The sequence below is a fragment of the Clostridiaceae bacterium genome (genome assembly GCA_012840395.1).
GTDB lineage: Bacteria > Bacillota > Clostridia > Acetivibrionales > DULL01 > DULL01.
This window is the reverse complement of record DULL01000085.1, coordinates 1-25,307: the sequence shown is the minus strand read 5'-3', so window position 1 is coordinate 25,307 and position 25,307 is coordinate 1. Positions and strand designations below refer to the sequence as shown.

Here is a 25,307-nt window from a genome sequence, read left to right as displayed (position 1 = left end):
TAAAGTTTTTCTTAGCTATGGGGTATCCCCTTGAATTAAATACAGAGGTGATAATAATGCGTATAATTGATGGTGGAGTTACTGCTCCTGAAGGGTACTTCGCTACAGGAGTAGCTTGCGGTATAAAGAAAGATGGCAAAAAAGATCTGGCTTTAATCTGTTCAGAAGATAGTGCAGCAGCAGCTGGTGTATTCACAACCAACAAAGTCAAAGGACATTCCCTACAAGTAACAATGGAACATATAAAAAATGGTTTTGTCAATGCTATAATCATAAATAGTGGTAATGCAAACGCCTGTGTAGGAGAACAAGGATACAATGACGCAAAGGAAATTACAGCTTATGCTGCGGAACTACTGGAATGTAATCCGGAAAACATTCTGATTGGTTCCACAGGTGTTATCGGTAAGCCTTTAGACAAGGAAGCCATATTAAAAGGGCTTGAAGAAGCTGTTGCATCCATGACTCCAGACGGAGGCCATGACGCAGAAGAAGCCATTATGACTACAGACCTTATGCCAAAGGAAATAGCTTTAGAATTTGAAATACAGGGTGTGAAAGTTACTCTTGGCGGAATGGCAAAGGGTTCTGGAATGATACATCCAAATATGGCTACCATGATAGGAATTCTTACAACTGATATTAATATATCCAGAAAACTGCTGGATAAAGCCCTAAAGGAAGTAGTTGCACGCACTTTCAACAGAATATCTGTAGACGGCGATACCAGTGTTTGTGATATGGTCCTTGTATTAGCTAACGGTTTGGCAGACAATCCGGGTATCGTAACGGAAGGAAAAGATTATGAAATTTTCAAGGAAGCTCTAAATACAGCCTGTACAGCTCTGTCACGCATGATTGCAAGAGATGGAGAAGGAGCCACCAAGCTGGTGGAAATATCTGTTGAAGGAGCTGCCACTGAAGCTGATGCATATGCTGCGGTAAGTGCAGTTGCCAAATCACCTCTTGTAAAGACAGCCATTTTCGGAGAAGATGCCAACTGGGGAAGAATTATGACTGCAATAGGTTATTCCGGCGCAGATTTCGATCCCGAACGTGTAGATATCTTCATAGGGGATCTTATGGTTTGCAAAAACGGCGCAGCTGTGAATTTTGATGAAGGAAGAGCCAAGGAAATCCTTAAAAATGAGGAAGTTAAAATATTAATAAAGCTCAATAATGGTAAATTTGCGGACAGAATGTGGACTTGCGACTTTTCCTATGATTATGTAAAAATAAACGCCAGTTATAGAAGCTAAACCACTTACCAAGATCATATATTAATATTCAAGAGCATACATTGGCATTATAGTATGCTCTTGTTTTATCCTCTGGAATATTAGTCCTTGGATTAGCAGCTTATGACATACTTTAATTATATACCCTTACCCCTTTAATACTCAGAAACCTTATAGCTTCCCACTGATAGTTGACTAAAGGATAGTTATCTACATCATCAGTATGAGCGGCAACCAGGATATTATTTAATTTAACAGGATATCCTGTACTGACCACAACCGGTGAATGGTGGAAAATTCCTCCTCCAAAGGATAATTGGATAATATCTCCAGGTTTTATGTCTTCTACATCTACCTCTTCAGCGTAAGGTCCTACCCCCTTGTTTCCCACCAGAAAATTATATAAGTAATTCACACCTGTCCAGGAGGGTGTCCTGTTATATGAATCAATATAATACCAACCATATACAGGCGTAAAATTCATTACTCCGCTCCCGGCATATATACATTGTGAAGCAAAGTTGGTACAATCTCCTCCAATATGCTCAAAGTCATAATAGGATGGATTTCTACCATAAGCCCATCTGTGGGCATAATCGACCGCTTTGGCCCTGTTATATGGCATCTCTCTGAGCGTTCTGAAAAAATACATCATTTACATACCCCAGTAGATTTTTACTGGTATTATAATATGTTTCCAGAAAATCCAGGGTTCCTTTGCCCGTTAACCAAGCATCAAGAAGTCTCTCAACTTTACACAAAAATTATTCTAATATTTTGTTCTTAGTTTTATCGATTGTACCGCTGTTCCAAGAAGTATAATAATAAGGCCAGTGAACTGAATTAAGGTTATATCTTCCCCTAACAAGAACTTAATAAATACCAGAGTTATAAATGGAGTAATGAAGGATAAGCTGGCTATAAGAGATGATGAGGCATTCTTCAAAGCTTTAAACCAGATATAGTATGAAAAAACAATGTTGCTGAGGCTTAGCCAAATTAATCCCCCAAATGATTTGAAATCCGGAACGACAAAACTTGAAAACGCTCTCATGCATATCCATGAAAAAACAAAACTCATAACTACAAAAATATAATTACTTATAAAATTGTCTATTCTGTTCTTCTTACCCAGATTAGAAAAAATGCCCCAGCAAATTGCTCCTGAAATAGCCAGTAAATCACCTTTTATATTGGTCATTTTTACATTTTGGAAATTTCCATTGGTCAAAATTATTATCATTCCCAGAAAACCTAATAATATTGAAACCACTTTTTTCTTATCAAGTTTTTCTCCGTTTATTGGAACAGAAAAAATCAATATCATTACTGGAAATAAATAATTTAGCATCGAGGCTTCAACAGCAGGTATAATCTTTAAAGCCATCATATAGAAAAAATAATATCCAAATGAAAAAACCGAGCTTAGAAATAGAAAGCAATAATCTTTTATTGTCAAAGACACCAGTACCTTTATCCTGCCATTAAACATTAAAACTAATGTCATAGAAATTAATGCAATGGCAAACATATAGAATTGACTTTGAAAACTGTCAATATTTTTAAGTACAAGTTTGCTTACCGCTGCAAAGGAGCCCCAAAGCACCAGGAGAAGTGCCATAAGGAAATAAGGGTTATTACTTATATTTGATCTATTGTTTATATTTGGATTATTGCTTATTAGGATGTTTCTATTATTAATGCTATTGACATTATTGCTGCTATTGCTATCTTTAATGCTATCAATTTTCACTTTCTGTATCCTCACTATTCTCCGTCGTCTATTACAATGTAAAATACCCCATTGATATTTTGCATTTTCCCTTCCAAAGTTAATCCTTCAATATCATATTTGTTGATGATAATGTCCTTGGCAAGGCTCATATATTTAGTAAGCACATCCCCCACACCAATACTATGCTGGACATTCTTCCCTAAAATTTTAATTACCTCCGGAATTTTATCAATATTTGACAAAGTTCCTGCCTGGCTGGCAAAAGCTTTTATAAATGCAATCTGATTCTCTTTTCTGCCTACATCCCCTATTTCGAAATATTCTCCTTCTTCTGTATAACCCTGCCTGAACCTTACAAAACCTTCGGCTTGCTCTCCATTTAATCTTTGTGGGCCTTTTTTCAGGTGAATGGACAGATCCTGAAGAGGGTCGTCATAATTCATATCATAGGGAACATTAATCTCCACTCCCCCGTATACATCTACAATATCCCTGAAACCCTGCAGGTTTGTCTTTACGTAATCATTAATCTTTATGCCGAATTTCTCTTTTATAATCTGTGCCAGGAAACTCGCTGAGTATGTTTTAAAATCCCCTTCATATTTTAGCATTACACCAATATGGTGGGCATAGTTAATTTTGAGAACTCCCGGTACATCTGCCAGATTAGCCTCTCTTAGCAATTCGATAATTTTAGGATTATATTTAATATACAAATCTCTCGGAATCATAATTAATTTAACCTTTTTAGCTTCCCGGCTTATACTTATGATTCCCAAAGTATCATAAAGGTAATTTTCCTTGTCTTCACCCATAATTAATATATTAATGCCGTCATCTTCCACAAGTTTCTCAGGATAAGGCTTTTCAACTGTTACACCAAGCGTAAGGTCGTCACTTATCTCCTTAACCTTTTCTTCAATATTTTCATCAATCGGAAGCTGTTTGGATATTTCTTCATCTTCAGTAACACCGCTCTTATTGCCATTGTCTTCAGTTACCTGGCCATAACCGTTGTTCTTTCCCGCCACAACAGCCTGGTATCCGGGGATTAATACCTTCCAGGTAAAAAGAATTAAAAGGATTCCGGCAATTGCAATTATCATAAAAAATCTGTTATTGTTTCTTTTAAATATGTTATTATTTTTCTTATATGTATTATTGTTTCCCTTATATATACTGTTGCTTCTTTTTCCTGCCAGCTTCATATAAACTCCTCACACTTTATTTATATAGCTTGTTAGCATTAATTCGCATATTAACATAAATTATTATATAATAGACGTTCTTTCTATGCAAAAGTTTCCTTTAGTAAAATAGCGGACAACCTTTTTAGTTGTCCGCATATTATACGAGCCTCAAATCATATAAATTCTAGCAGATATTTCTGTAATTGGCATTTACGTTACAAAATATTACGTCACACTTTTTATATTAGTCTTCAGGATAGTTCTCTCTCTTTACATAATGTGTATGGAGAAGTTCATGAGCTTTATGGCTTCCGGGTTCTCCAAAGTATTCTTTATAGAGTTTTTGAACAGTTGGATTTTCATGAGACTTTCTTATAGGCAGGCTTCTGTCTTCTTCGTAGATAGCCTTTGCCCTTTCTGTTCTCAAATCAATCCAGCTTCTAACTTCTGAAGGCTGAATAGGTTGTCCGCCACCTGTTACACATCCACCGGGGCATGCCATTATTTCAACAAAATGATAGTTTGCTTCTCCTGCTTTTATTCTGTCAAGTAATCTTCTGGCATTACCAAGTCCATGGGCAACAGCTGCTTTGAGTTCCAAATCTCCAATCTTAATTGTTGCTTCCTTAATTCCTTTAACTCCTCTTACTTCATTGTATTCCAGTTCGTCGCCCTTCAAAGTCTGTCCGGTTAAAATCTCGGCTACTGTCCTCAGCGCGGCTTCCATAACACCACCGGTAGCTCCGAATATAACGCCGGCACCTGAGGCTTCTCCCATAGGATCATCAAAATATCTTTCAGGAAGATCTTTAAAATCAATACCTGCTTCTCTGATCATTCTGGCAAGTTCTCTTGTAGTTAAAACTACATCAACATCCTTGTAACCTGTAGAAGAAAGTTCTGGTCTCTGGCTTTCAAATTTCTTGGCTGTACATGGCATAATAGAAACTACAAATACTTTTGCAGGGTCTATTCCCATTTTCTCAGCATAGTAGGATTTTAGTATCGCACCAAACATTTCATGTGGTGACTTACAAGTTGAAAGATTATCTAAGAATTCCGGATAATTATGCTCGCAGAACTTAATCCATCCAGGGCTGCAGGATGTAATCAATGGGAGTTTTCCACCGTTTTTAATTCTGTTTATAAGTTCAGTTCCTTCTTCCATTATAGTAAGGTCGGCAGCAGTATCTGTATCAAATACTTTACGGAAGCCAAGCCTTCTTAATGCAGCAATCATTTTGCTGGTTACTCTTGTACCAATAGGCATTCCGAATTCTTCACCAAGAGCTACCCTTACAGCAGGAGCTGTCTGAACAACTACATGCAGGTCTTTATTTGCAAGAGCGTCCCATACCTTATCTGTATCATCTTTTTCTCTTAATGCACCAACAGGACAAACAGTTATACACTGTCCGCACATTGTGCAGGGAACTTCATTGAGAGATTTATCAAAGGCAGGTGATACAACTGTATTGAATCCTCTCTCCATGGTGTCGATAACTGAAACCTGCTGAATGTTCTTACACATGCTTACACAACGCCTGCACAGTACGCATTTATTAGGATCCCTTACAATGGATGGTGAGAAATCATCTAAGGGCTTTCTCTCCATATTTCCATTAAACCTTATATCCTTAATATTTAATTCTTCAGCTAATTTTTGCAGTTCACAATTACGGCTTCTCACACAAGTTAAGCACTGTCTGTCATGATTTGACAGTATAAGTTCAAGAGTTACCTTTCTTGCTTCTCTGACAGCCGGAGTCTGAGTATATATCTCAAGGCCTTCTGATACAGGGTAAACACAAGCCGCCTGAAGGCTTCTTGCACCCTTGATTTCAACTACACACATTCTGCAGGCACCAATCTCATTTATATCCTTCAGGAAGCAAAGTGTCGGTATTGCAATATTGGCATACCTTGCTGCCTCTAAAATGGTATAGTTTTTAGGGACCTGAATTTTTCTAGTATCTATCGTAATATTTACCATTTCCATACGTTTACATCTCCTCTCACATAACATTTACCTTGACTGTAGCCTGTTATCTTGTTCAGATACTACACGTTCTTGAATATAGCCTTAAACGGACACTTGCTCATACATACACCGCACTTGATACATTTATCCTGATCAATAACATATGGCTTTTTCCTTTCGCCTGAAATAGCACCAACAGGACAATTCTTTGCGCATATGCCGCAGCTCTTACACTGTTCTTCATGTATGACATATTTCATCATTGATTTACATACGCCTGCGGGACACTTTTTATCATTTACATGTGCTTCATACTCATCCCTGAAATATCTGAGAGTACTCAAAACAGGATTAGGTGCAGTTTGTCCAAGTCCGCACAGGGCAGAAGCTTTAATATTCTTTGCAAGTATTTCTAATTTTTCTATGTCACCAGGTTCTCCTTTACCTTCAGTTATTCTTTGGAGAATCTCCAGCATTCTTTTTGTTCCGATACGGCATGGAGGACATTTTCCACAGGATTCGTCAACAGTAAATTCAAGGAAAAACTTAGCAACATCAACCATACAGTTGTCTTCATCCATAACAATCAGTCCGCCTGATCCCATCATGGAACCTAGCTGAACCAATGTGTCGTATTCAATTGGTGTATCAATATGCTCTGCGGGAATACATCCGCCTGAAGGTCCTCCTGTCTGGGCAGCCTTAAATTTCTTGCCATTAGGAATTCCTCCACCTATATCATAAATAACTTCTCTTAATGTGGTACCCATTGGAATTTCAACCAATCCGGTATTGTTTATCTTACCACCTACAGCAAATACTTTGGTACCCTTGCTCTTCTCAGTACCTATGCTTGTAAACCATTCAACACCCTTGTTAATAATAACAGGGATATTTGCATAGGTCTCAACATTGTTCAATAAAGTTGGTTTCTGGAATAAACCTTTAACTGCAGGGAATGGCGGCCTTGGTCTAGGTTCACCTCTATGGCCTTCGATTGAAGTCATCAAAGCTGTTTCTTCACCGCATACAAAAGCACCTGCGCCTAATCTTAATTCAAGATTAAAGTTGAAACCAGTACCAAAAATATTTTCTCCCAACAAACCATATTCCTTTGCCTGATTTATAGCAATTTCAAGTCTCTTAACAGCTATTGGATATTCTGCTCTAATATAGATATAACCCTGATTTGCGCCAATAGCATATCCGGCTATAATCATCGCCTCTATTACTGAGTGAGGATCGCCTTCGAGAATACTTCTGTCCATAAATGCACCAGGATCACCTTCGTCGGCATTACAGCATACATATTTTTCATCTCCCGGTGATTTTGCAGCAAATTCCCACTTAAGACCTGTTGGGAATCCTCCGCCCCCTCTTCCTCTTAAGCCGGATTTCTTAACAATATCAATTACTTCCTGAGGAGTTAGTTCAGTCAATACTTTAGCCAATGCCTTATATCCGTCGTATGCAATATATTCATCAATGTTTTCAGGATTTATAACACCACAGTTTCTAAGAGCAATTCTGAACTGCCTCTTAAAGAAATCTGTTTCTGATATTTGTTTATGAGAATCATGATCTTCAGCATCAGCAAGTAATTTTTTAACAATTCTCCCTTTTAACAAATGTTCTTCAACTATTTCTTTCACGTCAGTGGGCTTTATCATTCCGTACATAGCCCCTTCAGGATAAACAACTACAATAGGACCCTTTGCGCATAAACCGAAACAACCTGTTTTTATTACCTTAACTTCATTCTCCAGATTATTATTTTTTAATTGGGCTTCAAATTCTTCTATAATCTTTTCAGAGTGTGATGAAGTACAGCCTGTACCGCCGCACACTAAGACGTGAGCTCTATATATTTGCATATTTGACCCTCCATTTCTTTTTCATTTCTAAGCTATATCTACTATTTGTCTTCTGCACCTATCGTGAAATCAGTACAAACTCTGCCATTTACAATATGTTCGGCTACAACTCGTGCGGCCTTTTCAGGATTCATTTTCACATATGTTGTTTTCCTACCATCGGCCTCTATTACATCAACGATAGGTTCAAGCCTGCATGCTCCGATGCAACCTGTCATTGTTACAGCCACATTATTTATATTCCTCTTTTTTAATTCTTCCAAAAACGCATTCATTACCGGCCTCGCTCCTGCTGCAATACCACATGTTGCCATACCGACAACAATACGCATACCATCATGCTCTTTTCTCATGCCGATCTCTTTCAATGTCTTGTTTCTAATTGCTTCCAGCTCAGCTATTGATTTCATTCAATACACCTCCAAAAATTATCTTAACAGCTTCATTAATACTTTCTTTTATCCAGGTAATAACATCAAAATTTGTAATTGGTACTTCTCCAAGCTGTTCTTTGATTTCCGATGTATCCAACCTATACTCATCATTATCATTTTTTAATATTAATTCATAATCAATCTCAGGATATGAAGAAATCAGTGGTATCATTGTTTCGGTCAGATTTCCTAATGGTGGCCTATCTATGTGGGATATAGAGAAGGAAGCTTTGACGCTTGTTCCTTTGCCTTCTTCCGACTTGACCTGGAGGTTTCCTGATGCTCTTTGAGCACTTGACTTTAATAAAGGTAGTCCCATTCCGATCCTTCTAGTCGTCCTGGTAGTTGCAAAGGGGTCAGTTACTTGAGCTAAAAAACCTTCACTCATTCCACATCCGTTATCTGTAATAATCAAATCCAAAATGTCCCGACTGATGTAGGCTCCTATAGTAACAGATATTCTCCCTGCTCCTGCTGTAATTGAATTTTGTATTATATCAAGCAAATGAAGTGATAAGTCTCTCATAGGAAATCATGCATTCTTATACTTTTCAATAATGCCTTCTATATCATCAGGAGTAAGTCTTCCATATACATCTTCATTAATCATTATAACCGGTGCAAGTCCGCATGCTCCTATACATCTGCAGGCTTCAAGAGTAAACAAACCGTCTTCCGTTGTATCACCAACATGAATACCCAGCTTTTCCTGAAGCTTATCCAGAACAAGGCTTGCTCCCTTTACATAGCATGCAGTTCCCAGACATACCTGAATAAGATACTTTCCTTTTTTCTTGAGTGAGAATCTTGTGTAAAATGTTACTACACCATAGATTTCTGCGAGAGATACGTTTAGCCCTTCGGCTATTTGCTTCTGCACACTTAAGGGCAGATAACCGTAAAGCTCTTGTGCCTCGTGCAATACGGGAATTAAAGCACCCTTCGTGTTTTTGTATTTGTTGATAATTTCTTGCAGTTTTTGCTGTCTCTCGTCAACGCAACTGCAGCAGCATTTAGTTTGACCCATTTACTAAGACCTCCCATGTTTTAATTCTATGCTTCTTTTATTTCTATTTTATTTTTCTCCAAAATTTTCCATTTATTTGCAATATTACTAAATGATAAGTATTTAACAATGTTTGATAATATTATAACAAATAAATATAAACTATTCAATATGCTACACAAATATATTTGAACAAAAAAAAACTGCCTTAAACCGCAACAGCATTAAATTAAAGCTTTTGCATATAAGATAAGTTTATTGTATACAATATGCATGATTATTTCAATATTCTATAGCGGCATTTTTACTAAAAATATACAGATATTTTTCCTTTACCTTCTTTCCTGTTATTCTTTCCAGGGCTTCCTGATAAAATTGAATTTGCTCTTTATATTTCTTCTTAATTTCTTCCATATTACCATCATCAACATAATCAGTCTTGTAATCCAAAAGAACTATTTCTTCCTCCTCCTCGAAAAAGCAGTCAATAATCCCCTGAAGAAGAATGGTCTCAGATTTTAGGATTTTACGTTCATTATCGGATATTTCAGAAAGACTGTAAGAATCTTTTAGGGCAGATACAATGCTAGCAGCACTGATTTCAATATTAAAAGGAACCTCCCTTTTTATTACTTCAGCTGACCTCACTCTTTTCCCCAAAGGGGATTTAAAAAATCTTAATATTTTATCCACATCCACTGTATCAGCTTGCTGCTGTGTAATAAATTCTTTAGATACCATATTGTTTATTTGTTCTTTAATATCCTCTTTCGAGTCAACTTTACTTATATCCAGGTGCTGCATAACAAAATGCAGTATGGTACCTTTCTCGGCTGCACTTAAACCTCTGGTTTCCTGAAGAAATACCGGCTTTCTTATTATTGAAGGCTTTATCAATTCTATCCCTTCATAGGTTTCAGTTTTATTTTCGTTTAACATTCTCTTGAGTTCAGTGACCGAAACTTTTGCAGGTATACCGGACAATATTTTATAGGGATACTCCCAGGAAAGTTTCTTTTTTATTTCCTCATAGTTAATATTTTCTTCAGAGTTTGCATTATTCGTATCCGCCAAGCTTTCCGCCGTCTCACTATCCCAGGCCCTCTCCAAAACACTGTCTCTGTTCCATAATCTTATCTCCCAGCCGGAAGCATCATGCATAATTCTTTCACCTTTAGAGCAAGCCATATCACCTTCTGGATTTAAAGTTATTGGACTTGATAAATTTTTTGTCATGTTTTCTGTCATACTTTCCGGCATATTCCCTATACATCCTGCAACTTGCCTTAAGGCAATAGAATCAGGGTGCCTTATGACTGCGGGACCGATCCAGTCGAGAAAACAGTTTGCTCTTGATATCATATAAACCGGAAGTTTATCGTGGCTGCTTTCTAAAGCCCAAGCCCAGGCTGCAGCTGTCTTTTCAATATTCTTAACATATCCGGTAATAATAAGTTTTTCCTTTGCTCTGGTTAAGGCCACATAAAGTATCCTCATCTCCTCGGAAAGGGTTTCCAGCTTTATTTTGCTTTTTATTGCCTGTTTGGGAACTGTGGCATAATAAATTCGCTTTTCTGCATCTATATAATCCGGCCCAAAGCCCAAATCCTGGTGAATAAGTATGGCATCCTTCATGTCCTGCATATTAAACTTTTTACCGCAGCCGGAAACAAAAACCACAGGAAATTCCAGGCCTTTACTTTTATGTATGCTCATTATTCTAACCAGATTGTCATTCTCTCCCAGAAGCATGGCGCTTCCGAAGTCTCCACCCCTGCTTTTTAACCTGTCAATAAAATTAACAAAATTAAATAGCCCTTTATAGCTGGTTTCCTCGAACTGCCTTGCTCTTTCAAAAAGTATCCTCAGGTTAGCCTGTCTCACTTCTCCCCCCGGCAATGTTCCAACAAAGCTGTAATAACCTGTTTCGGTATACAAAAACCAGATTAATTCGTCAGTTGAAAGGTGAAGGGATATATCTCTCCAGGAATTTAGCTTCTCTAGAAAGTTTCTGACCTTTTCCTTCAATAATTCATCGGCTAATTGTCCTCTTTCGTCCGGCTTTCCTGTATCCTGAACACAAGAGATTTCTTCTGGTCCACAATATTTTTTCATAACTTCATAAAAAGTTGATTTAACATCAACCATCCTTATTTCCGCCAGTTCTTCCGGCGAAAACATTCCTATGGGAGAACGCAGGACAGTAAGGAATGGTATATCCTGCATTGGATTGTCAATTATCTGCAAAAGCGACATTACCGTCTGTACTTCCACAGTCTTGAAATAGCCAGTTCCGGTATCTGCAAAGACTGGTATTCCCATATTCTCCAGCTCTTCAACAAAAACTTCAGACCAGTTTTTTGTAGTACGTAAAAGTATAACTATATCCCTGTACTGGACTTTCCTATATTGTTTTATACTATTATCAAAAACCATCAGATTTCCATTTACCAGATCCTTTATTCTTTTTCCTACCATTCTGGCTTCCAATTGGATATTATCCAGTCTTTCTTCCTGCTGGTAAGTCTCATCTTCCATCGTTCCCTCAGAAAAGTCATCAAAGGACTCCTGCTCGTATCCATTTATTGTTTCCTGCTCATCTGATTCGTGGGAATCTGAGTCAGATTCATGGGAATTAAAGAATTCCGTTCCTTCAGTATCCATAATATGCAATTCTATCTTACGGTCAATACAATCTTCATTTTCTGCTGGAGGGTACAATGCTCCATAGTTTAATGCTTCCTCCTGTGTATAATCCAGTTCTCCTATGTGCCGGGACATAATTTGTCTAAAAATATAGTTTACTCCGTTAACAATTGCTTCCCTGCTTCTAAAATTCTTATAAAGCAGTATTCTGACATTTTTTGAATGCTGTGCTTCTTCTTCGCAGGAATAACTTAAATACTTTTCCATAAATAGTTCCGGCCTTGCCTGTCTGAACCGGTAAATACTTTGTTTAACATCTCCCACCATAAAAATATTGGGATTTCCTTCATCTTCCTTTGAAATAGCCTTAAGAATTACCTCCTGGACAAGATTGCTGTCCTGGTACTCATCTATCAATATTTCATCATATTTTTCTCTTAATGCCAGAGCAATGTCAGTAGGCTTTATATTCCCTCTCCCATCCAGTTTTACAAGGATTTCCAGGCAGAAATGTTCCAGATCATTAAAATCCAGCAGTGACCTACTTCTCTTTTTACGGTTGTATTTATTCATAAATTCTGTAACCAGGTTAGAAAGGCACTTTAAAAGAGGATATAACTCCTGTAAATCCCGGGCAATTTCTGAGGAAGTAAAAGAAAAATATTGTTCGGTTATTTTTTTTACACCTTTCTTTATTTTATCTCTTATAGCCTTAACCTCTTCCTGCGCTGATTTATCTGCATTCTTGCCGCATCGTGATAGTTTTCCGAATTTAAAGTTCCGGAATTCTTCATATAACTTGTCCCAGGAAGAGCAAAGGCACATATCTTTTAGCTTTTCAAGGTTGTCTGCATCTTCACTGAAACATGAATAATAAGCCTCAAGCCCCTCTGCAGTCTCAAGAATCTTCAGTGCCTTATTTGTCATCTCTGCCAATCCTGCTATATCAATATAAATACCATTTATAATGGCTTTACCCCATATAGTGTTTGAAAAATCCATATCATTGGAAATATTAAAAGCTTCTGTGTTTTTCTCCAGCCATATCAAAGGCCAGGGATGGCTCTGTATAAAATCGTACAGGTTAATGACTATGTTTTTTAATCCCCTGTCATCCTTTCTATTTCCGTAGCAGTCCAATAATTTATAGAAAAGACTGTCAGAGTTCTCTGTTTCATATTTTTCTTCAAAGAGTTCTTCCAGAGTTTCCAACTTTAACAGGGTAGCTTCTGTTTCATCCGCCACCCTGAAATCCGGATCCAGGTCAATACAATGGAAATTGTTTTTAATTACTTCCAGACAAAAAGAATGTATGGTTGTTATGCTGGATTTATTGAGGTACATCAGTTGTCTGTGGATTTTCGGAGCATCAGTACAACTCTCCAAAAGTTTTGCAAGAGCTTCTCCGATTCTTTCCTTCATTTCTGTAGCTGCTGCATTTGTAAAAGTGACAACCAGGAGTCTGTCTATGTCAACAGGATTCTCCGCATTAGTTATCTTTCTGATTATCCTTTCCACCAAAACAGCCGTCTTCCCTGCTCCAGCTGCTGCTGCCACAAGGAGATTGCAATTTTTCCTGGTTATTGCCTCCAGTTGTTGCGGAGTCCATTTTGAATCAGACATTTCTTTAGACATCTTCCTCATTACCTCCCAACAATTCCCATACTTCTTCTTTGCTCATGTTGTGGAATATTCGGTATTTATTATCTCTGAAACTCGGATCAAACTGACAAATAGGCAGATAACCGCAATATTTGCAGGAAGTGATATCTCTTTTTTTATAGGGACTTATGGATATATTTCCCTTAACCAATTCTTCAGCCATTTCTACCAGTATTTTTCTGGCATGCTCCCTGAGAAGGTCAAACTGTTTCTCTGTTGCAGTGGATGATTTTCCAAGAGTACCTCCCTTGTTAATTCTTGCCGGAATAATATCTGAATCTCCATTAATGCTTTTGTCCATTAATCTTATCAGGTTTACATCTTCCAGCAGCAATCCTTTCATTTTAAACTGCTTTATAATGCTTTTTTCAATTTCAGCAGGATCACTGGCTCTATTTGCCTTCACAAGAGGGTCATCCACCTTGAAATATAAAATACCTGCAGGAATCTTCTCTTTAGTTTTAAACCATCTATATTCTTCCTGGCTGATTAATGCATCCATATATGTTATAAGCTGTAGCTGCAAGCCATGATATATATCGGATAAATCAAAGGTTTTGGTTCCGGATTTATAGTCAATTATTCTTATATAAATTTTTTTCTCCTCTGTCATTATATCTGCCCTGTCAATTTTGCCACTGAGGTAAACCTTTTCCCCTGTTGACAATTTCAAAGTAATGGGAGGAAAATTTCCATCCACTCCAAAAACTATTTCATATCCCAAAGGTTCAAAATCTCCCTGGCTAATATGCTTTGCAACAACTAAAACAGCCCTGGTAATAATCCGTTTTAATCCGTCCAGAAAATAAACGTATCTTTTCGATCTGGTCAGCACTTTTATAGGCATCTGATCTATTAGTTCATCGACTATTGAAGATACTTCAATCCGGCACTTATTCTCATCAAGGTCTCTCCAGCTCATTCCCTTTTTCTCCAGCCGGGTTGAAAATCTGTCAATTGCCATATGTACCAGAGTGCCCATATCAGGAGCAGAAAAATCAAATACTTTCCTTTCCCGGGCTCTCAAGCCATAGCGGATAAAATACGCAAAGGGACAGGCAAAATAGCTTTCCATTCTTGAAATGCTTGTATTTACAGGTTTTCCGTATAAACGGTCAACAGCTTTACGGCTTATGGGATTTACCAGATTTGTATAACCAAATCCCTGCTCAATTATATGGCATTTATCTTTCCATATTGGATTTTCCTTATACCACCTATACACTTCTTTCCAGATAGGATTTATATGTTTACCTTCATGTTCCATCCTTAAGGCGGAAATCAAGCAATTGAATGTGGGCACAGGAAGAGTAATCCTGGCCATTATATCCTGGTCACTGTCTCCTATCCTTATATCGCTGTATTCTTTTACCTTAGGAAAAACCTTCCTTATTCTTGTTATAACAGATGAGGGTCTCAAGGCCTTTCCCTGTAAGTCTGCCACAGGATAACTTAATCTAAGATATTTTATTGTACTTGCAAGGGAAATATATACCAAATATTGTTCCTGCAGTGACCGGGCTCTGGAATCCTGCGCCAGTTCCATACCATTTAAGCTCAACAGATTCCTGTCACTATCGGACAGTATTCCCTCATGGTTTATGGCTGCAGGAAATACTCCGTCATTAACTCCGAATATATATAAAGCTTTAATCTCATGGTTTTTTGACCTTTCCACACTTCCTACCAGAACCTGGTCCAGAGATGGAGGTATAAGAGCTATATCCTGAGCTTTCAAACCTGCCTCCAACATGGCAGAGACTCTTTCAATTCCTGAGATTTCTTCACCAGCCACTTCCACTAACTGGTCAATAACCTCAATCAGTGCATTCCAAACCTGTCTGTACTCAGCAGCCTTTTCCAAATAGCCTGAAGCATTGAAACTACTGATGAATTCAACTACACAATCAGGAATGTTCAAATCACATAAAAATTCATACAAAGCTGTGCATATTTCCCTTACTTTTTTCTTTCCCTTTATTGCATTATAGAGTTTTAGCAGTGGACCTACTATTCTCTCCCTGATTAAATTTATTCTTATTAGAGAACTAGTTTCTAAATCCATATTCTCATTAAAATCTATATTATCATTTTTATTATCATTTTCTGTTTTTTCATTATCATCACTAAATAAATTTTCCGGCATATAATCCCAGGGCTGGTTTCCATACCATGCCTTCCCCTTAATTCCACATGCCAGCACATAGTTTTCAATAATATCTATACTTTCACGGTCTATACCGGCAAGGCCTGTTTTAAGATACCTGAATACAGAATCATAGGACCAGTCGTTTGTAAAAATCTCAAAAGCAAGCAATATCATTCTTATAAGAGGATTGCTGCAAATGTCTCTCCTGGTATCTATAAAGCAGGGAATGTTATACTCTTTAAATATTACGCTTATCATTTTTTCGTAGGCAGGAAGATTTCTGCTTACAACAGCAATATCCCTGTACTTGAATCCTTCTTCCCTGCACAGTCTGGTAATATCCCTGGCAATTTCCTCAATTTCTGTATAGATATTAGATGCCGCAAAAATGCTTATGTCCGTAGTTGATTTATCGTATATTTTATATGGAAATGAATAGAATTGACTTTCCAGGTGCTGCATTTCACTGCTTTCTTTAAACCTGGGTAGAACATTTCCATCTCCCTTAAGACAGACAGGATCTTCAACTGGTATATTATTCTTCTTTGCCAGCCGGATGAGTTTTTCTGCTGTATTTATTACAGAAGTAAATATATCAAGGCTCCCAGTGTAATCTTCCGATGACAGGCAATCAGTACAAAGACATATATTAACTCTTTCTGCTTTTAAAAGAAGTTTTTCAATAACTTTAAATTCCTGAGGAGTAAATCCTGAAAATTCATCTATCCAGAATTCTCCACCGTCAAACTGCCGGGAAATCTCAAGCTTGTTACAAAGCTCCCCAAGATGGTCCTCTGGCTCCGTATAATTTTCATGAAGCCTTGTCTCATATATTTCATAAATAAGGCTGATTTCTCTCAGCTTATCTCTTAACAGAACATTATCCGATATTTTATCAGCCATATTTTTCAGTTCTATAGGAGATACATCGTATCTTTTCAGCTCGCCGATTATTTCGGAAACAGAATTGATAAATCCTTTCTGTTTTACAGATTTTGCAAATACTTTTAAATCATTTTTGACCTCTTCAAGAATGCTGTAAATTAATATACTTTTTCCGGCAGGAGTAATGTTTTTGCGGCTTAGCCCGCCAACTTCTCCGAAAACCCTGTATGCAATTCTCCTGAAGCTTAGAACCTCAGCCCTTTCTGTTCCTCTGTCCCCCACTGCCTTAATCAGGTTTTTCTCACACTGAAAAGAAAATTGTTCCGGTACTATTAAGATCAAGGGAGATGAGCCGGGCTGCCTTAACCTTGATTTAATATCTTCCAGACAATAACGGCTTTTCCCACTGCCTGCCCTGCCGTATATTAACCTGAGACTCATTCTCTAACCTCCCTGAAGATGGTTTTGGCTTCACTAGCCATTATGCCCAAAAATATAAGGATACTTCCCAAAACAGTATTCATAGTAAGTTTTTCAGTCATTCCCATGGAATCAGGTATTATAAGTGCAAAAAACAACCCAAACACCGGCTCCATGGAAAAAATCATAGCTGTATGGGTAGGGGTGGTATGCTTCTGGGCTACAGTCTGAACGGTATAAGCAAGGGCTGTGCACAGTGCTCCAGTAATAATCAGTGTATAAACAACTGTTACATTAAATGTCACAGTCTGAAAATCAATTGCAAACCATATAACAGGATAAATTAGGGCACAAAAACTTATTTGTAATATGGAAAGCAACAATGGGTCGCATTTTTCAGTAAACTTGTCTATATATATTATTTGTAAAGAAAAACATATAGCTGACAGAAAGGTAAGAAAATCCCCTTTATTAAAATTAAAGTTTATCCCGCCGGTAATAAAGTAAAGTCCAATTGCAGCAAGTATTACTCCAATTACTGAATACCTGTCCGGCTTCTGTTTAAACATAAGCGCGGAAATAACAGGCACAAACACTACAGACAATGCTGTAATAAAAGCGGAATTTGAAGCTGTCGTGTAATATAATCCTGTTACCTGTAAAGCCATTCCTCCTGCCAGAAGAAAGCTTAAAAATAATCCATATAATAAAGCTTTAGTGTCAAGAAGCTTTAGCTTCCTGTGATATAGCAACAACAGTATTGCCGATGCAATAATAAATCTTAGTGCTAAATAAGCAAAGGAGGGTATATGTGCAAGTACATTTCTGATTAATACAAAAGAGACCCCCCAGACTAATGTTATAGTCAGTAAACATAAATCAGCTTTAATTTGTCTTGACATTTTTACCTAACACTTTCCAGTATGATTAATATCGTAGTACATGTAGTATATAATAAAGATGATACAGCAAAACAAAAGTCATTACAAGCCGACTGCCTCATAAAACCACATTTTTATTTACTATGACCGGCCAATTGGGCTCACCCTTCAGGAACTTTCCCTTTGTAATGACAACGTTTTTATCCAATATTACATGCTCCAGATTAACGTCTTCTTCTATCACAGAACCTTGCATAACAATACTGTTTCTAATGGCGGAACCTTTTTTTACGGTAACTCCCCTGAATAGAACGCTATTTTCCACTGTGCCTTCGATAATGCACCCATCTGCCACCACAGAATTGGTTACCTCTGCTTCATCATTGTACTTCGCAGGTGTTTCATCCTTTACCTTTGTATATATCTTGCTTTCCTTGGAAAATATCTCATGAAAGACTTTCGGGTCCAAAAGTTCCATATTGCATCTGTAGTACATTTGAATAGTACTTAGATTTCTCCAGTAACCTTTGAATTTATAACCATATATTTTTAATGTCCCAAGCTTCTTAATAATAATATCCTTAACAAAATCATAATCTCCATGGGCGGCACATTCCTCAAGCAGTGAAATAAGCAGTTCACGCTTTAATATATATATGCCCATTGAGCCCAAATTACCTGAAGGGTGGCGGGGCTTTTCCTGGAAATCCTCCACTCTTTCATCATTGTCCAGTTTCATTATCCCTAAGTGCACCAGATCTTCAGGAAGAAAATCATTCATTTCCCTGCAGGCAATAGTTATATCAGCTTTTTTCCGTATATGAAAATCAAACAATTCATCAAAGTTCATTTTATATACACAATTGCCCTGTGCAATAATAACATACTCATAATTGCTCCGCCTCAAAAAAGTAAGGTTATTATACATGGCATCAGCACTTCCCTTGTACCAGCCGTTATCATACTGGGTTAATGCAGGAGGAAGAATGAAGAGGCCGTCCTTTTTCCTGTCAAGATCCCATTCCTTTCCTGAACCCAGGTGATCCATTAAGGACCTGTATCTGTACTGAGTGAGAATACCTATCTTGGTAATGCCGGAATTAACCATGTTAGAAAGAGCAAAATCTATGGCACGGTATTTTCCCCATACCGGAATTGCAGCACTTGAACGATTCTCAGTTAATTCCTTCAGGCGAACATTTTTTCCTCCGGTCAGAATAATCCCCATTGCGTTATTCATTCACAAATTCCTCCTCTGAAAACATTCTTCCCTGATGGTACATGCTGTGAACAAAAATCTTTAGGAGTCACTCCAATATCCACCATTACATTTCGTCCAATCTCAGCTCCATCCGGAATAACAGCTTTTTCTCCTATAACCGTAATTCCAAAGTTATATATGTCCGGCCTGAATTCATTTGGTACAATATCCCCAATACCGATTTTAACGCCCATTCCTATCTTCGTGCTCTCATCGACTATAGAATACCTTATTTCTGAGTTTTCACCCACATAACTGTTAGACATTATTATAGAATGATCAATAAAAGCTCCCTTCTCCACATATACTCCAGGGAATAATACAGAATTTCTGACAGTTCCGTAAATTCTGCAACCTTCAGCTATTACTGATGTTTTTACACTTCCTCCCGGTCCTATAAAATGGGCAGGCTTAACGGGGTTTGGAGTATATATTCTCCATGCCGGGTCAAAAAGGTTAAACTGCGGCACTCTTTTTACCAAATCCATGTTTGATTCCCAGAAAGCCTGTATTGTGCCCACATCCCTCCAGTAGCCCGTAAATTTATAGGCCCACATGCTTTTTCCGTCCTTTAACATGGCTGGAATTATATCTTTTCCGAAATCATTACTTGAGGAAGGGTCCTCATTATCCTTTTCCAGATATTCTCTTAATGTGTTCCAGTTAAAGATGTATACTCCCATGGAAGCAAGAGTGCTTTTCGGCATTTTAGGTTTTTCTTCAAACTCATATATTTTGCCGTTTTCATATGTATTCATTATTCCGTACCTGCTGGCATCTTCATAAGGCACCTCGATTACCGAGATAGTTGCATCTGCCTTATTTTTCTTATGAAAATCCAACATACGCGAATAATCCATTTTATATATGTGATCACCGGATAGTATTATTACATATTCAGGACTGTATTTGTCCACATATTCAATATTCTGGAATACTGCGTTGGCTGTTCCTTTATACCATTCTCCTATTTCAGCTTTTAAGTAAGGAGACAGTATTGTAACGCCTCCCCTCATTCTGTCCATATCCCAGGGTTTTCCAATCCCAATATGAGAGTTCAGTTTCTGGGGCAAATATTGTGTCAAAACTCCAACTGTGTCAATACCTGAGTTAATACAGTTGCTTAAAGTAAAGTCAATTATCCTGTACTTCCCGCCATAAAGCACGGCTGGCTTGGCAATTCTTTTTGTAAGTACTCCCAGCCTGCTTCCCTGGCCTCCAGCCAGTATTAAACCGACTATTTCTTTCTTTGCCATAATATCATTCCCCTCATTATACACTTTAGTTTTAACTCAAAAGATCATCTTGGCATTTATTTTGAAATTTTGAGTTAAAATCTGATTTGTTTGCTCTTTAACCACTACTCCTTTTGAGTTTGCCCCAGGGACATACTCTTATACATATACCACAAACTGATCCTCTTCCAATATGTTTATAATTTGCATTCATATATTCACTGCAGGCTTTTGCGTCAACTATATGGCTTCTTGGGCAGCCTATTTCCCATTTATTACCGGTTAACGCCATAGCCGGGCAGTTTTCCACGCATTTTTTACAATCTCCGCATTTACTTTCCATTATTTTATTTTCTACAGGCAGCTCCAAGTCAGTAAGAACTGTTCCAAGCCTTACCCTTGGTCCATGATGATTGCTTATAAACAAATCATTCTTTCCAATCCATCCAAGCCCGGATTTAACTGCTGCCGTCTTGTGGGGAAAAATGCCGCAATAAGCATCATCTGCATCGTTAACAGTTTGAGATGCAGGAACGGCAAGAGCCCTGTATCCTCTGTCCTGGAGAAACAGCGTTGTCCGGAGTGCAATTTGATCTATCAGTGTATTAACGGTTCTATAGTGGTGAAAATATGTGTAGGTAGGTCTATCTTCTATTTGATCTATAATAAAATCAGATAAATTGACACCTAATGTAATAGCAAACCCAAGTTCAGATAAACTGGCAGGAAGATTCTCACTGACATTAGAATATCCAATAAAAGAAGCGCCCCACTGTTTAATATTATATTCCAAATCTTTAACTAAACTCACACAAATCCTCCTTATAAAAAGTTCTTTTTAATATAGGATATATTTATTATTATATCATGATTTCTAACACATGTGTTTGTGTCAAGTACTAGTGGGCAAATTTTTCATTTTTCCTTGGAAGCATGGGGACGGTTCTTGTGCTTCCAAAGAATCTATTGTCTTACTGTAGAAATTGCCTTATGATATAATTCATAGAAGTAAGTATATTTATTATGCTATTTACATTTATATGATATAATACCATTGAATGGATATAACACCAAGAAATAAAATACTATTAATTACTAAAGCTGTAGATGGAGGTATGTATAATACATGAACTCATTGGGAAGCAGTAAGGAATTAGCTCAGAATAAGCTTATCCTGCTTTATCTTATAGATAAAATAAATATGCCCTTAAGTAATCTTCAGATTACTAAAATTGTTCTCGCCAATAAGTTTATGAACTATTTCCTTCTCCAACAACATCTAAATGAGCTATGTGATGATAATCTGCTCAGCCTTGAAACCATCGAAGAAAAAAGTACATACAGAATTACAGCAAACGGTAAAAAAATATTAAGCTATTTCCCGGGACTTATTCCGGTAGGAATTAAGTCAAGAATTGACAATATGGTATCTGAAATAAGAAAAAACATAAAGAATGAAACCCTGATTACTGCCGATTACTATCCCAGAAGCGAAAATGAATATATTGTTACCTGCAAAATCAGCGAGGATAATTTTCCTTTGCTCAATCTGGAACTGGCAGTAGGTACAAAAAATGATGCCCGTATGATATGCAAAAACTGGGAGCAGCACTCCCAGTCAATATATGCTGAAATAATTGAACTTCTTACAAGGGACAGAGACAAAGGCCAGGAGCAGAACCATGAAAGCACCGCCGCTCAGTCCGAATAACCTTCATGCGAGTAATCCTCAATTGGCTAATCAGGAAGTTCTATAACCTTGTTTTCCTTAGATGGTTTATACAGAACAAACTTGTTCCCTACAACCTGAACTTCTTCTGCTTCCGTCCGGGTTGCTATCTCTCTGCACGCTTCCCTGGCACTATACATAGAATTTTTCAGTACTGTTGCCTTTACCAATTCCCTTGCTTCAAGGGCATCATTAAACTGTTTTATAAGATTATCATTTATTCCGCCTTTGCCAATCTGAAAAATAGGCTGAATACTGTTTGCTAAACCCCTCAGATAACTTCTTTGTTTACTTGTCAGCATAACTTTGCATTTCCCCTCTCATTTAATGCCCCTTTTATCACACCTATCTTACATACTCAAATTCTACATCATATATTTTGACTGTATCTCCCTCTTTTATTCCCTGGTCTTCCAAGGCCTTAATAATACCCTTATTTCTTATAGCCCTGTGGAAATACTGCAGAGATTCATAACTGTCAAGGTTTGTTGAACTTAATATCTTTCTTACCCATTCTCCTTCAACAACAAATACATTTCCTTCTTTTCTTATTGTAAATGGTTCCTCTTCTTTTACAGTATAAACTACCTCTGTTTGATTTTCGGTGATCAGAGGTTTTTTCGGTATTTCTTTTAATGCCTGGCCCACATAGAGCATCAGCTCTTTAACACCTTTACCTGTAGCAGCAGAAATAGGAAATACCTTATATCCATTACTCTCCACATATTCAGTAAATCTTTTTAGATTCTCCTCTGCATCCGGCAAATCTATTTTATTGGCAGCCACAACCTGGTATTTTTCCATAAGTATCGGATTATACTTTTCCAGTTCCTTATTGATTATCTGAAAATCTTCCACAGGATCCCTGCCGTCAATAGCTGCAATATCTACTACATGTATAATCATTCTTGTTCTTTCTATATGTCTGAGAAATTCATGGCCAAGGCCTGTTCCGCTATGGGCTCCTTCAATAAGCCCAGGAATATCCGCCAGTACAAAGCTGTTCTCTCTGTCCAGCATAACTACTCCTAATTGAGGTTCCAAAGTGGTGAAAGGATAGTCAGCTATCTTAGGCTTTGCCTCTGAAACCATAGAAAGTATCGTTGACTTACCCGCATTTGGGAATCCAACAAGGCCTACATCGGCCAGTAATTTCAATTCAAGAATAACCCAGCGTTCTTCTCCCGGATCTCCGCTTTTAGCAAAGTTGGGAACTTGTCTTGTGGATGTGGCAAAATGTTGATTTCCTTTGCCCCCTTTTCCACCCCTGGCGATAATAGCTGTTTGCCCCTCTTCTGTTAAATCAGCAATAATCTGGCCGGTTTTTTCATCTTTAACCAAAGTTCCGGGTGGAACCCGAACCACAAGGTCTTTTCCACTTCTTCCGGTTTTATTAAAAGTCCCGCCATTTTCACCGGATTCAGCATAAAAATGCTTTTTGTATCTGAAGTCTACAAGAGTATTTAATCCAGGGTCAACCGTGAAAACCACATCTCCACCTTTGCCTCCGTCTCCGCCATTAGGTCCGCCGGCTGCTATGTATTTTTCCCTGCGGAAAGCAACAATTCCATTTCCTCCGTCTCCACCTTTTACAAAAATTCTAGCCCTGTCGATAAACATAAAACTCCTCCGGTAATATATTGCCTAAAAAATAAATCCCAGCCGCTACTGGGATTTATTTTTTCATTTTATAAAGAAACTATGCTTACCTGTTTTTTATCCTTACCCAATCTTCCAAACTTTACTCTACCGTCAACCAGTGCATATAGAGTATCATCTTTACCTTTACCTACGTTTTTCCCCGGGTGAATCTTAGTACCTCTCTGTCTTACGATTATATTTCCTGCAAGAACAAACTGTCCGTCTCCTCTTTTAACACCCAGTCGTTTGGCTTCACTGTCACGTCCGTTTTTTGTGCTTCCAACACCCTTTTTGCTGGCAAATTGCTGTAAATTCATTCTAATCATAGGTTACACCTCCTTATCAAAAACCAAAACATAATCTTTATATTCCCGTTCAATCTGTTTAAAGCCTATTGCCATAGTATCAAGAATAATCTTTCCTTTGATTTTAGCATCCTGGCTTATATCTTTTGGTATACTACACTCTATACTTCCTTTTTTCTCGGTATAATTGCAAATGCCTGCAATCTCTTTAAGAGCAGCCAATGTAGTATACGCTATTGCTGAAACCCCGGCACATACAATATCCTTTCCGTGTTCCGCATATCCTGCATGGCCTTTTATGCTAAACTCTCTTATAAAACCTTCTTTATCACGCTTCAAACATATTTTTATCATTTTTATCAGATATTGCTTATTAATTATTTACTTCCCTAAATAATTATTAGCTGCTTCCTTGATTATTAAGTTAAATAAACTTCACAATTAAAGAAGGCATTTAAGGTAAATTATGCGTTAATTTTCTCTATTTGCACTTTTGTGTAAAGCTGTCTGTGTCCTGTTTTTCTTCTGTAGTTCTTTTTGGGCTTATACTTGTAAACAATAATCTTCTCGCCTTTTCCATGTGCAAGAACCTTGGCGTCAACACTTGCGTTGCTTACAAATGGTTTTCCGAAGTTTACTTCTCCTTCTTTTGATACAGCTAAAACCTTATCAAAAGTATAATTTGAACCTTCCTCAACTGCAAGTTTCTCTACAAAAACTACATCGCCTTCATGGACCTTATACTGCTTTCCACCAGTCTCAATAATTGCGTACATAGATGTACCTCCCTGTTAACAGAATCGCCGACTAAAGGTAGCAGGCTTATTACCCGCATTTACAGACCTTCTCCGAGCGTCACCGTATTATTTTAACATAGAAGCTACAAGCTGTCAATTTTGTTTTTCCTTTTGATAGCGTCAAGATACTATGGGTTTTAAAAATAAAAGTAATCTCCTGTTTACCTGCTACTTTAAGCATCCCTCACTGACTTAAGGAACTGGGAAGCCCAAGTCCTTTTGCCAATATTCAAAATGG

At 37.6% G+C, this 25,307-nt stretch carries 21 protein-coding genes; 2 read left to right on the top strand and 19 right to left on the bottom strand.

Going from position 1 to position 25,307, the window contains the following annotated elements; genetic code table 11:
- Positions 1–56 precede the first annotated feature (56 nt).
- Positions 57–1,259: a bifunctional glutamate N-acetyltransferase/amino-acid acetyltransferase ArgJ gene (gene argJ, locus GXX20_09870; protein HHW31961.1), complete on the top strand. Its 1,203-nt coding sequence runs from the start codon at positions 57–59 to the stop codon at positions 1,257–1,259.
- Positions 1,260–1,371: 112 nt separating this feature from the next.
- On the opposite strand, the gene GXX20_09865 is transcribed toward argJ, so the two are convergent.
- The 14 genes from GXX20_09865 to GXX20_09800 all read right to left on the bottom strand — a co-directional run bounded on the left by GXX20_09865 (position 1,372) and on the right by GXX20_09800 (position 21,408).
- Positions 1,372–1,890 carry an amidase domain-containing protein gene (locus GXX20_09865; GenBank protein HHW31960.1) on the bottom strand — a complete coding sequence of 173 codons (519 nt, stop codon included), beginning with the start codon at positions 1,888–1,890 and terminating at the stop codon, positions 1,372–1,374.
- 117 nt (positions 1,891–2,007) lie between these two features.
- Entirely contained in the window at positions 2,008–2,991 is a 984-nt protein-coding gene (locus tag GXX20_09860) for a DMT family transporter (protein HHW31959.1), read from the bottom strand.
- A gap of 14 nt (positions 2,992–3,005) precedes the next feature.
- Positions 3,006–4,181: an LCP family protein gene (locus GXX20_09855; GenBank protein ID HHW31958.1), complete on the bottom strand. Its 1,176-nt coding sequence runs from the start codon at positions 4,179–4,181 to the stop codon at positions 3,006–3,008.
- Between the two features lie 226 nt (positions 4,182–4,407).
- Positions 4,408–6,162 (bottom strand): 2Fe-2S iron-sulfur cluster binding domain-containing protein, encoded by a 1,755-nt coding sequence (locus GXX20_09850; protein HHW31957.1) that lies wholly within the window; start codon positions 6,160–6,162, stop codon positions 4,408–4,410.
- Positions 6,163–6,224: 62 nt separating this feature from the next.
- Complete coding sequence (gene nuoF / locus GXX20_09845; protein ID HHW31956.1) at positions 6,225–8,018, bottom strand: NADH-quinone oxidoreductase subunit NuoF; 1,794 nt, start codon at positions 8,016–8,018, stop codon at positions 6,225–6,227.
- A 41-nt stretch (positions 8,019–8,059) separates the two neighbouring features.
- On the bottom strand, positions 8,060–8,428 hold the full coding sequence (locus GXX20_09840; protein HHW31955.1) for a (2Fe-2S) ferredoxin domain-containing protein: 369 nt from the start codon (positions 8,426–8,428) through the stop codon (positions 8,060–8,062).
- Positions 8,412–8,978 (bottom strand): ATP-binding protein, encoded by a 567-nt coding sequence (locus GXX20_09835; protein HHW31954.1) that lies wholly within the window; start codon positions 8,976–8,978, stop codon positions 8,412–8,414. Before GXX20_09835 ends, GXX20_09840 begins: the two co-directional genes overlap by 17 nt.
- A gap of 6 nt (positions 8,979–8,984) precedes the next feature.
- Complete coding sequence (nuoE, locus tag GXX20_09830; protein HHW31953.1) at positions 8,985–9,479, bottom strand: NADH-quinone oxidoreductase subunit NuoE; 495 nt, start codon at positions 9,477–9,479, stop codon at positions 8,985–8,987.
- Between the two features lie 261 nt (positions 9,480–9,740).
- Entirely contained in the window at positions 9,741–13,727 is a 3,987-nt protein-coding gene (addA, locus tag GXX20_09825; GenBank protein ID HHW31952.1) for a helicase-exonuclease AddAB subunit AddA, read from the bottom strand.
- 4 nt (positions 13,728–13,731) lie between these two features.
- Positions 13,732–17,241 (bottom strand): helicase-exonuclease AddAB subunit AddB, encoded by a 3,510-nt coding sequence (gene addB / locus GXX20_09820; protein ID HHW31951.1) that lies wholly within the window; start codon positions 17,239–17,241, stop codon positions 13,732–13,734.
- Positions 17,238–18,122, bottom strand: a complete 885-nt coding sequence (locus GXX20_09815) for a DMT family transporter (GenBank protein ID HHW31950.1) — start codon at positions 18,120–18,122, stop codon at positions 17,238–17,240. Before GXX20_09815 ends, addB begins: the two co-directional genes overlap by 4 nt.
- Positions 18,123–18,219: 97 nt before the next feature.
- On the bottom strand, positions 18,220–19,341 hold the full coding sequence (gene glgD, locus GXX20_09810) for a glucose-1-phosphate adenylyltransferase subunit GlgD (protein HHW31949.1): 1,122 nt from the start codon (positions 19,339–19,341) through the stop codon (positions 18,220–18,222).
- The gene (locus tag GXX20_09805; protein ID HHW31948.1) at positions 19,338–20,618 is read right to left on the bottom strand and encodes a glucose-1-phosphate adenylyltransferase; all 1,281 of its coding nucleotides are present in this window, start codon (positions 20,616–20,618) and stop codon (positions 19,338–19,340) included. Before GXX20_09805 ends, glgD begins: the two co-directional genes overlap by 4 nt.
- Positions 20,619–20,715: 97 nt before the next feature.
- The gene (locus GXX20_09800) at positions 20,716–21,408 is read right to left on the bottom strand and encodes an epoxyqueuosine reductase (GenBank protein ID HHW31947.1); all 693 of its coding nucleotides are present in this window, start codon (positions 21,406–21,408) and stop codon (positions 20,716–20,718) included.
- A gap of 315 nt (positions 21,409–21,723) precedes the next feature.
- On the opposite strand from GXX20_09800, the gene GXX20_09795 reads away from it, so the two are divergent.
- Positions 21,724–22,308 carry a DUF4364 family protein gene (locus GXX20_09795; GenBank protein ID HHW31946.1) on the top strand — a complete coding sequence of 195 codons (585 nt, stop codon included), beginning with the start codon at positions 21,724–21,726 and terminating at the stop codon, positions 22,306–22,308.
- A 26-nt stretch (positions 22,309–22,334) separates the two neighbouring features.
- Here the strand turns inward: GXX20_09795 and yhbY are convergent, their stop codons facing one another.
- From yhbY to rplU, 5 genes are all read right to left on the bottom strand, one after another.
- Positions 22,335–22,628, bottom strand: a complete 294-nt coding sequence (gene yhbY / locus GXX20_09790) for a ribosome assembly RNA-binding protein YhbY (GenBank protein ID HHW31945.1) — start codon at positions 22,626–22,628, stop codon at positions 22,335–22,337.
- Positions 22,629–22,671: 43 nt separating this feature from the next.
- Positions 22,672–23,946: a GTPase ObgE gene (gene obgE, locus GXX20_09785; protein ID HHW31944.1), complete on the bottom strand. Its 1,275-nt coding sequence runs from the start codon at positions 23,944–23,946 to the stop codon at positions 22,672–22,674.
- 68 nt (positions 23,947–24,014) lie between these two features.
- Positions 24,015–24,293 (bottom strand): 50S ribosomal protein L27, encoded by a 279-nt coding sequence (gene rpmA / locus GXX20_09780; GenBank protein ID HHW31943.1) that lies wholly within the window; start codon positions 24,291–24,293, stop codon positions 24,015–24,017.
- A 3-nt stretch (positions 24,294–24,296) separates the two neighbouring features.
- Entirely contained in the window at positions 24,297–24,626 is a 330-nt protein-coding gene (locus GXX20_09775) for a ribosomal-processing cysteine protease Prp (protein ID HHW31942.1), read from the bottom strand.
- Positions 24,627–24,736: 110 nt separating this feature from the next.
- Positions 24,737–25,048: a 50S ribosomal protein L21 gene (gene rplU, locus GXX20_09770; protein HHW31941.1), complete on the bottom strand. Its 312-nt coding sequence runs from the start codon at positions 25,046–25,048 to the stop codon at positions 24,737–24,739.
- Positions 25,049–25,307: the final 259 nt, after the last annotated feature.

Bases quoted from the DNA above. Each gene is read 5' to 3' on its own strand.
- GXX20_09850 (HHW31957.1), bottom strand. From the start codon at position 6,162: ATGGAAATGGTAAATATTACGATAGATACTAGAAAAATTCAGGTCCCT.
- rpmA (HHW31943.1), bottom strand. From the start codon at position 24,293: ATGATTAGAATGAATTTACAGCAATTTGCCAGCAAAAAGGGTGTTGGA.
- GXX20_09835 (HHW31954.1), bottom strand. From the start codon at position 8,978: ATGAGAGACTTATCACTTCATTTGCTTGATATAATACAAAATTCAATT.
- GXX20_09815 (HHW31950.1), bottom strand. From the start codon at position 18,122: ATGTCAAGACAAATTAAAGCTGATTTATGTTTACTGACTATAACATTA.
- glgD (HHW31949.1), bottom strand. From the start codon at position 19,341: ATGAATAACGCAATGGGGATTATTCTGACCGGAGGAAAAAATGTTCGC.
- GXX20_09775 (HHW31942.1), bottom strand. From the start codon at position 24,626: ATGATAAAAATATGTTTGAAGCGTGATAAAGAAGGTTTTATAAGAGAG.
- GXX20_09805 (HHW31948.1), bottom strand. From the start codon at position 20,618: ATGGCAAAGAAAGAAATAGTCGGTTTAATACTGGCTGGAGGCCAGGGA.
- rplU (HHW31941.1), bottom strand. From the start codon at position 25,048: ATGTACGCAATTATTGAGACTGGTGGAAAGCAGTATAAGGTCCATGAA.
- GXX20_09865 (HHW31960.1), bottom strand. From the start codon at position 1,890: ATGTATTTTTTCAGAACGCTCAGAGAGATGCCATATAACAGGGCCAAA.
- nuoF (HHW31956.1), bottom strand. From the start codon at position 8,018: ATGCAAATATATAGAGCTCACGTCTTAGTGTGCGGCGGTACAGGCTGT.
- yhbY (HHW31945.1), bottom strand. From the start codon at position 22,628: ATGCTGACAAGTAAACAAAGAAGTTATCTGAGGGGTTTAGCAAACAGT.
- GXX20_09855 (HHW31958.1), bottom strand. From the start codon at position 4,181: ATGAAGCTGGCAGGAAAAAGAAGCAACAGTATATATAAGGGAAACAAT.
- nuoE (HHW31953.1), bottom strand. From the start codon at position 9,479: ATGGGTCAAACTAAATGCTGCTGCAGTTGCGTTGACGAGAGACAGCAA.
- addB (HHW31951.1), bottom strand. From the start codon at position 17,241: ATGAGTCTCAGGTTAATATACGGCAGGGCAGGCAGTGGGAAAAGCCGT.
- obgE (HHW31944.1), bottom strand. From the start codon at position 23,946: ATGTTTATCGACAGGGCTAGAATTTTTGTAAAAGGTGGAGACGGAGGA.
- addA (HHW31952.1), bottom strand. From the start codon at position 13,727: ATGTCTGATTCAAAATGGACTCCGCAACAACTGGAGGCAATAACCAGG.
- GXX20_09795 (HHW31946.1), top strand. From the start codon at position 21,724: ATGAACTCATTGGGAAGCAGTAAGGAATTAGCTCAGAATAAGCTTATC.
- argJ (HHW31961.1), top strand. From the start codon at position 57: ATGCGTATAATTGATGGTGGAGTTACTGCTCCTGAAGGGTACTTCGCT.
- GXX20_09840 (HHW31955.1), bottom strand. From the start codon at position 8,428: ATGAAATCAATAGCTGAGCTGGAAGCAATTAGAAACAAGACATTGAAA.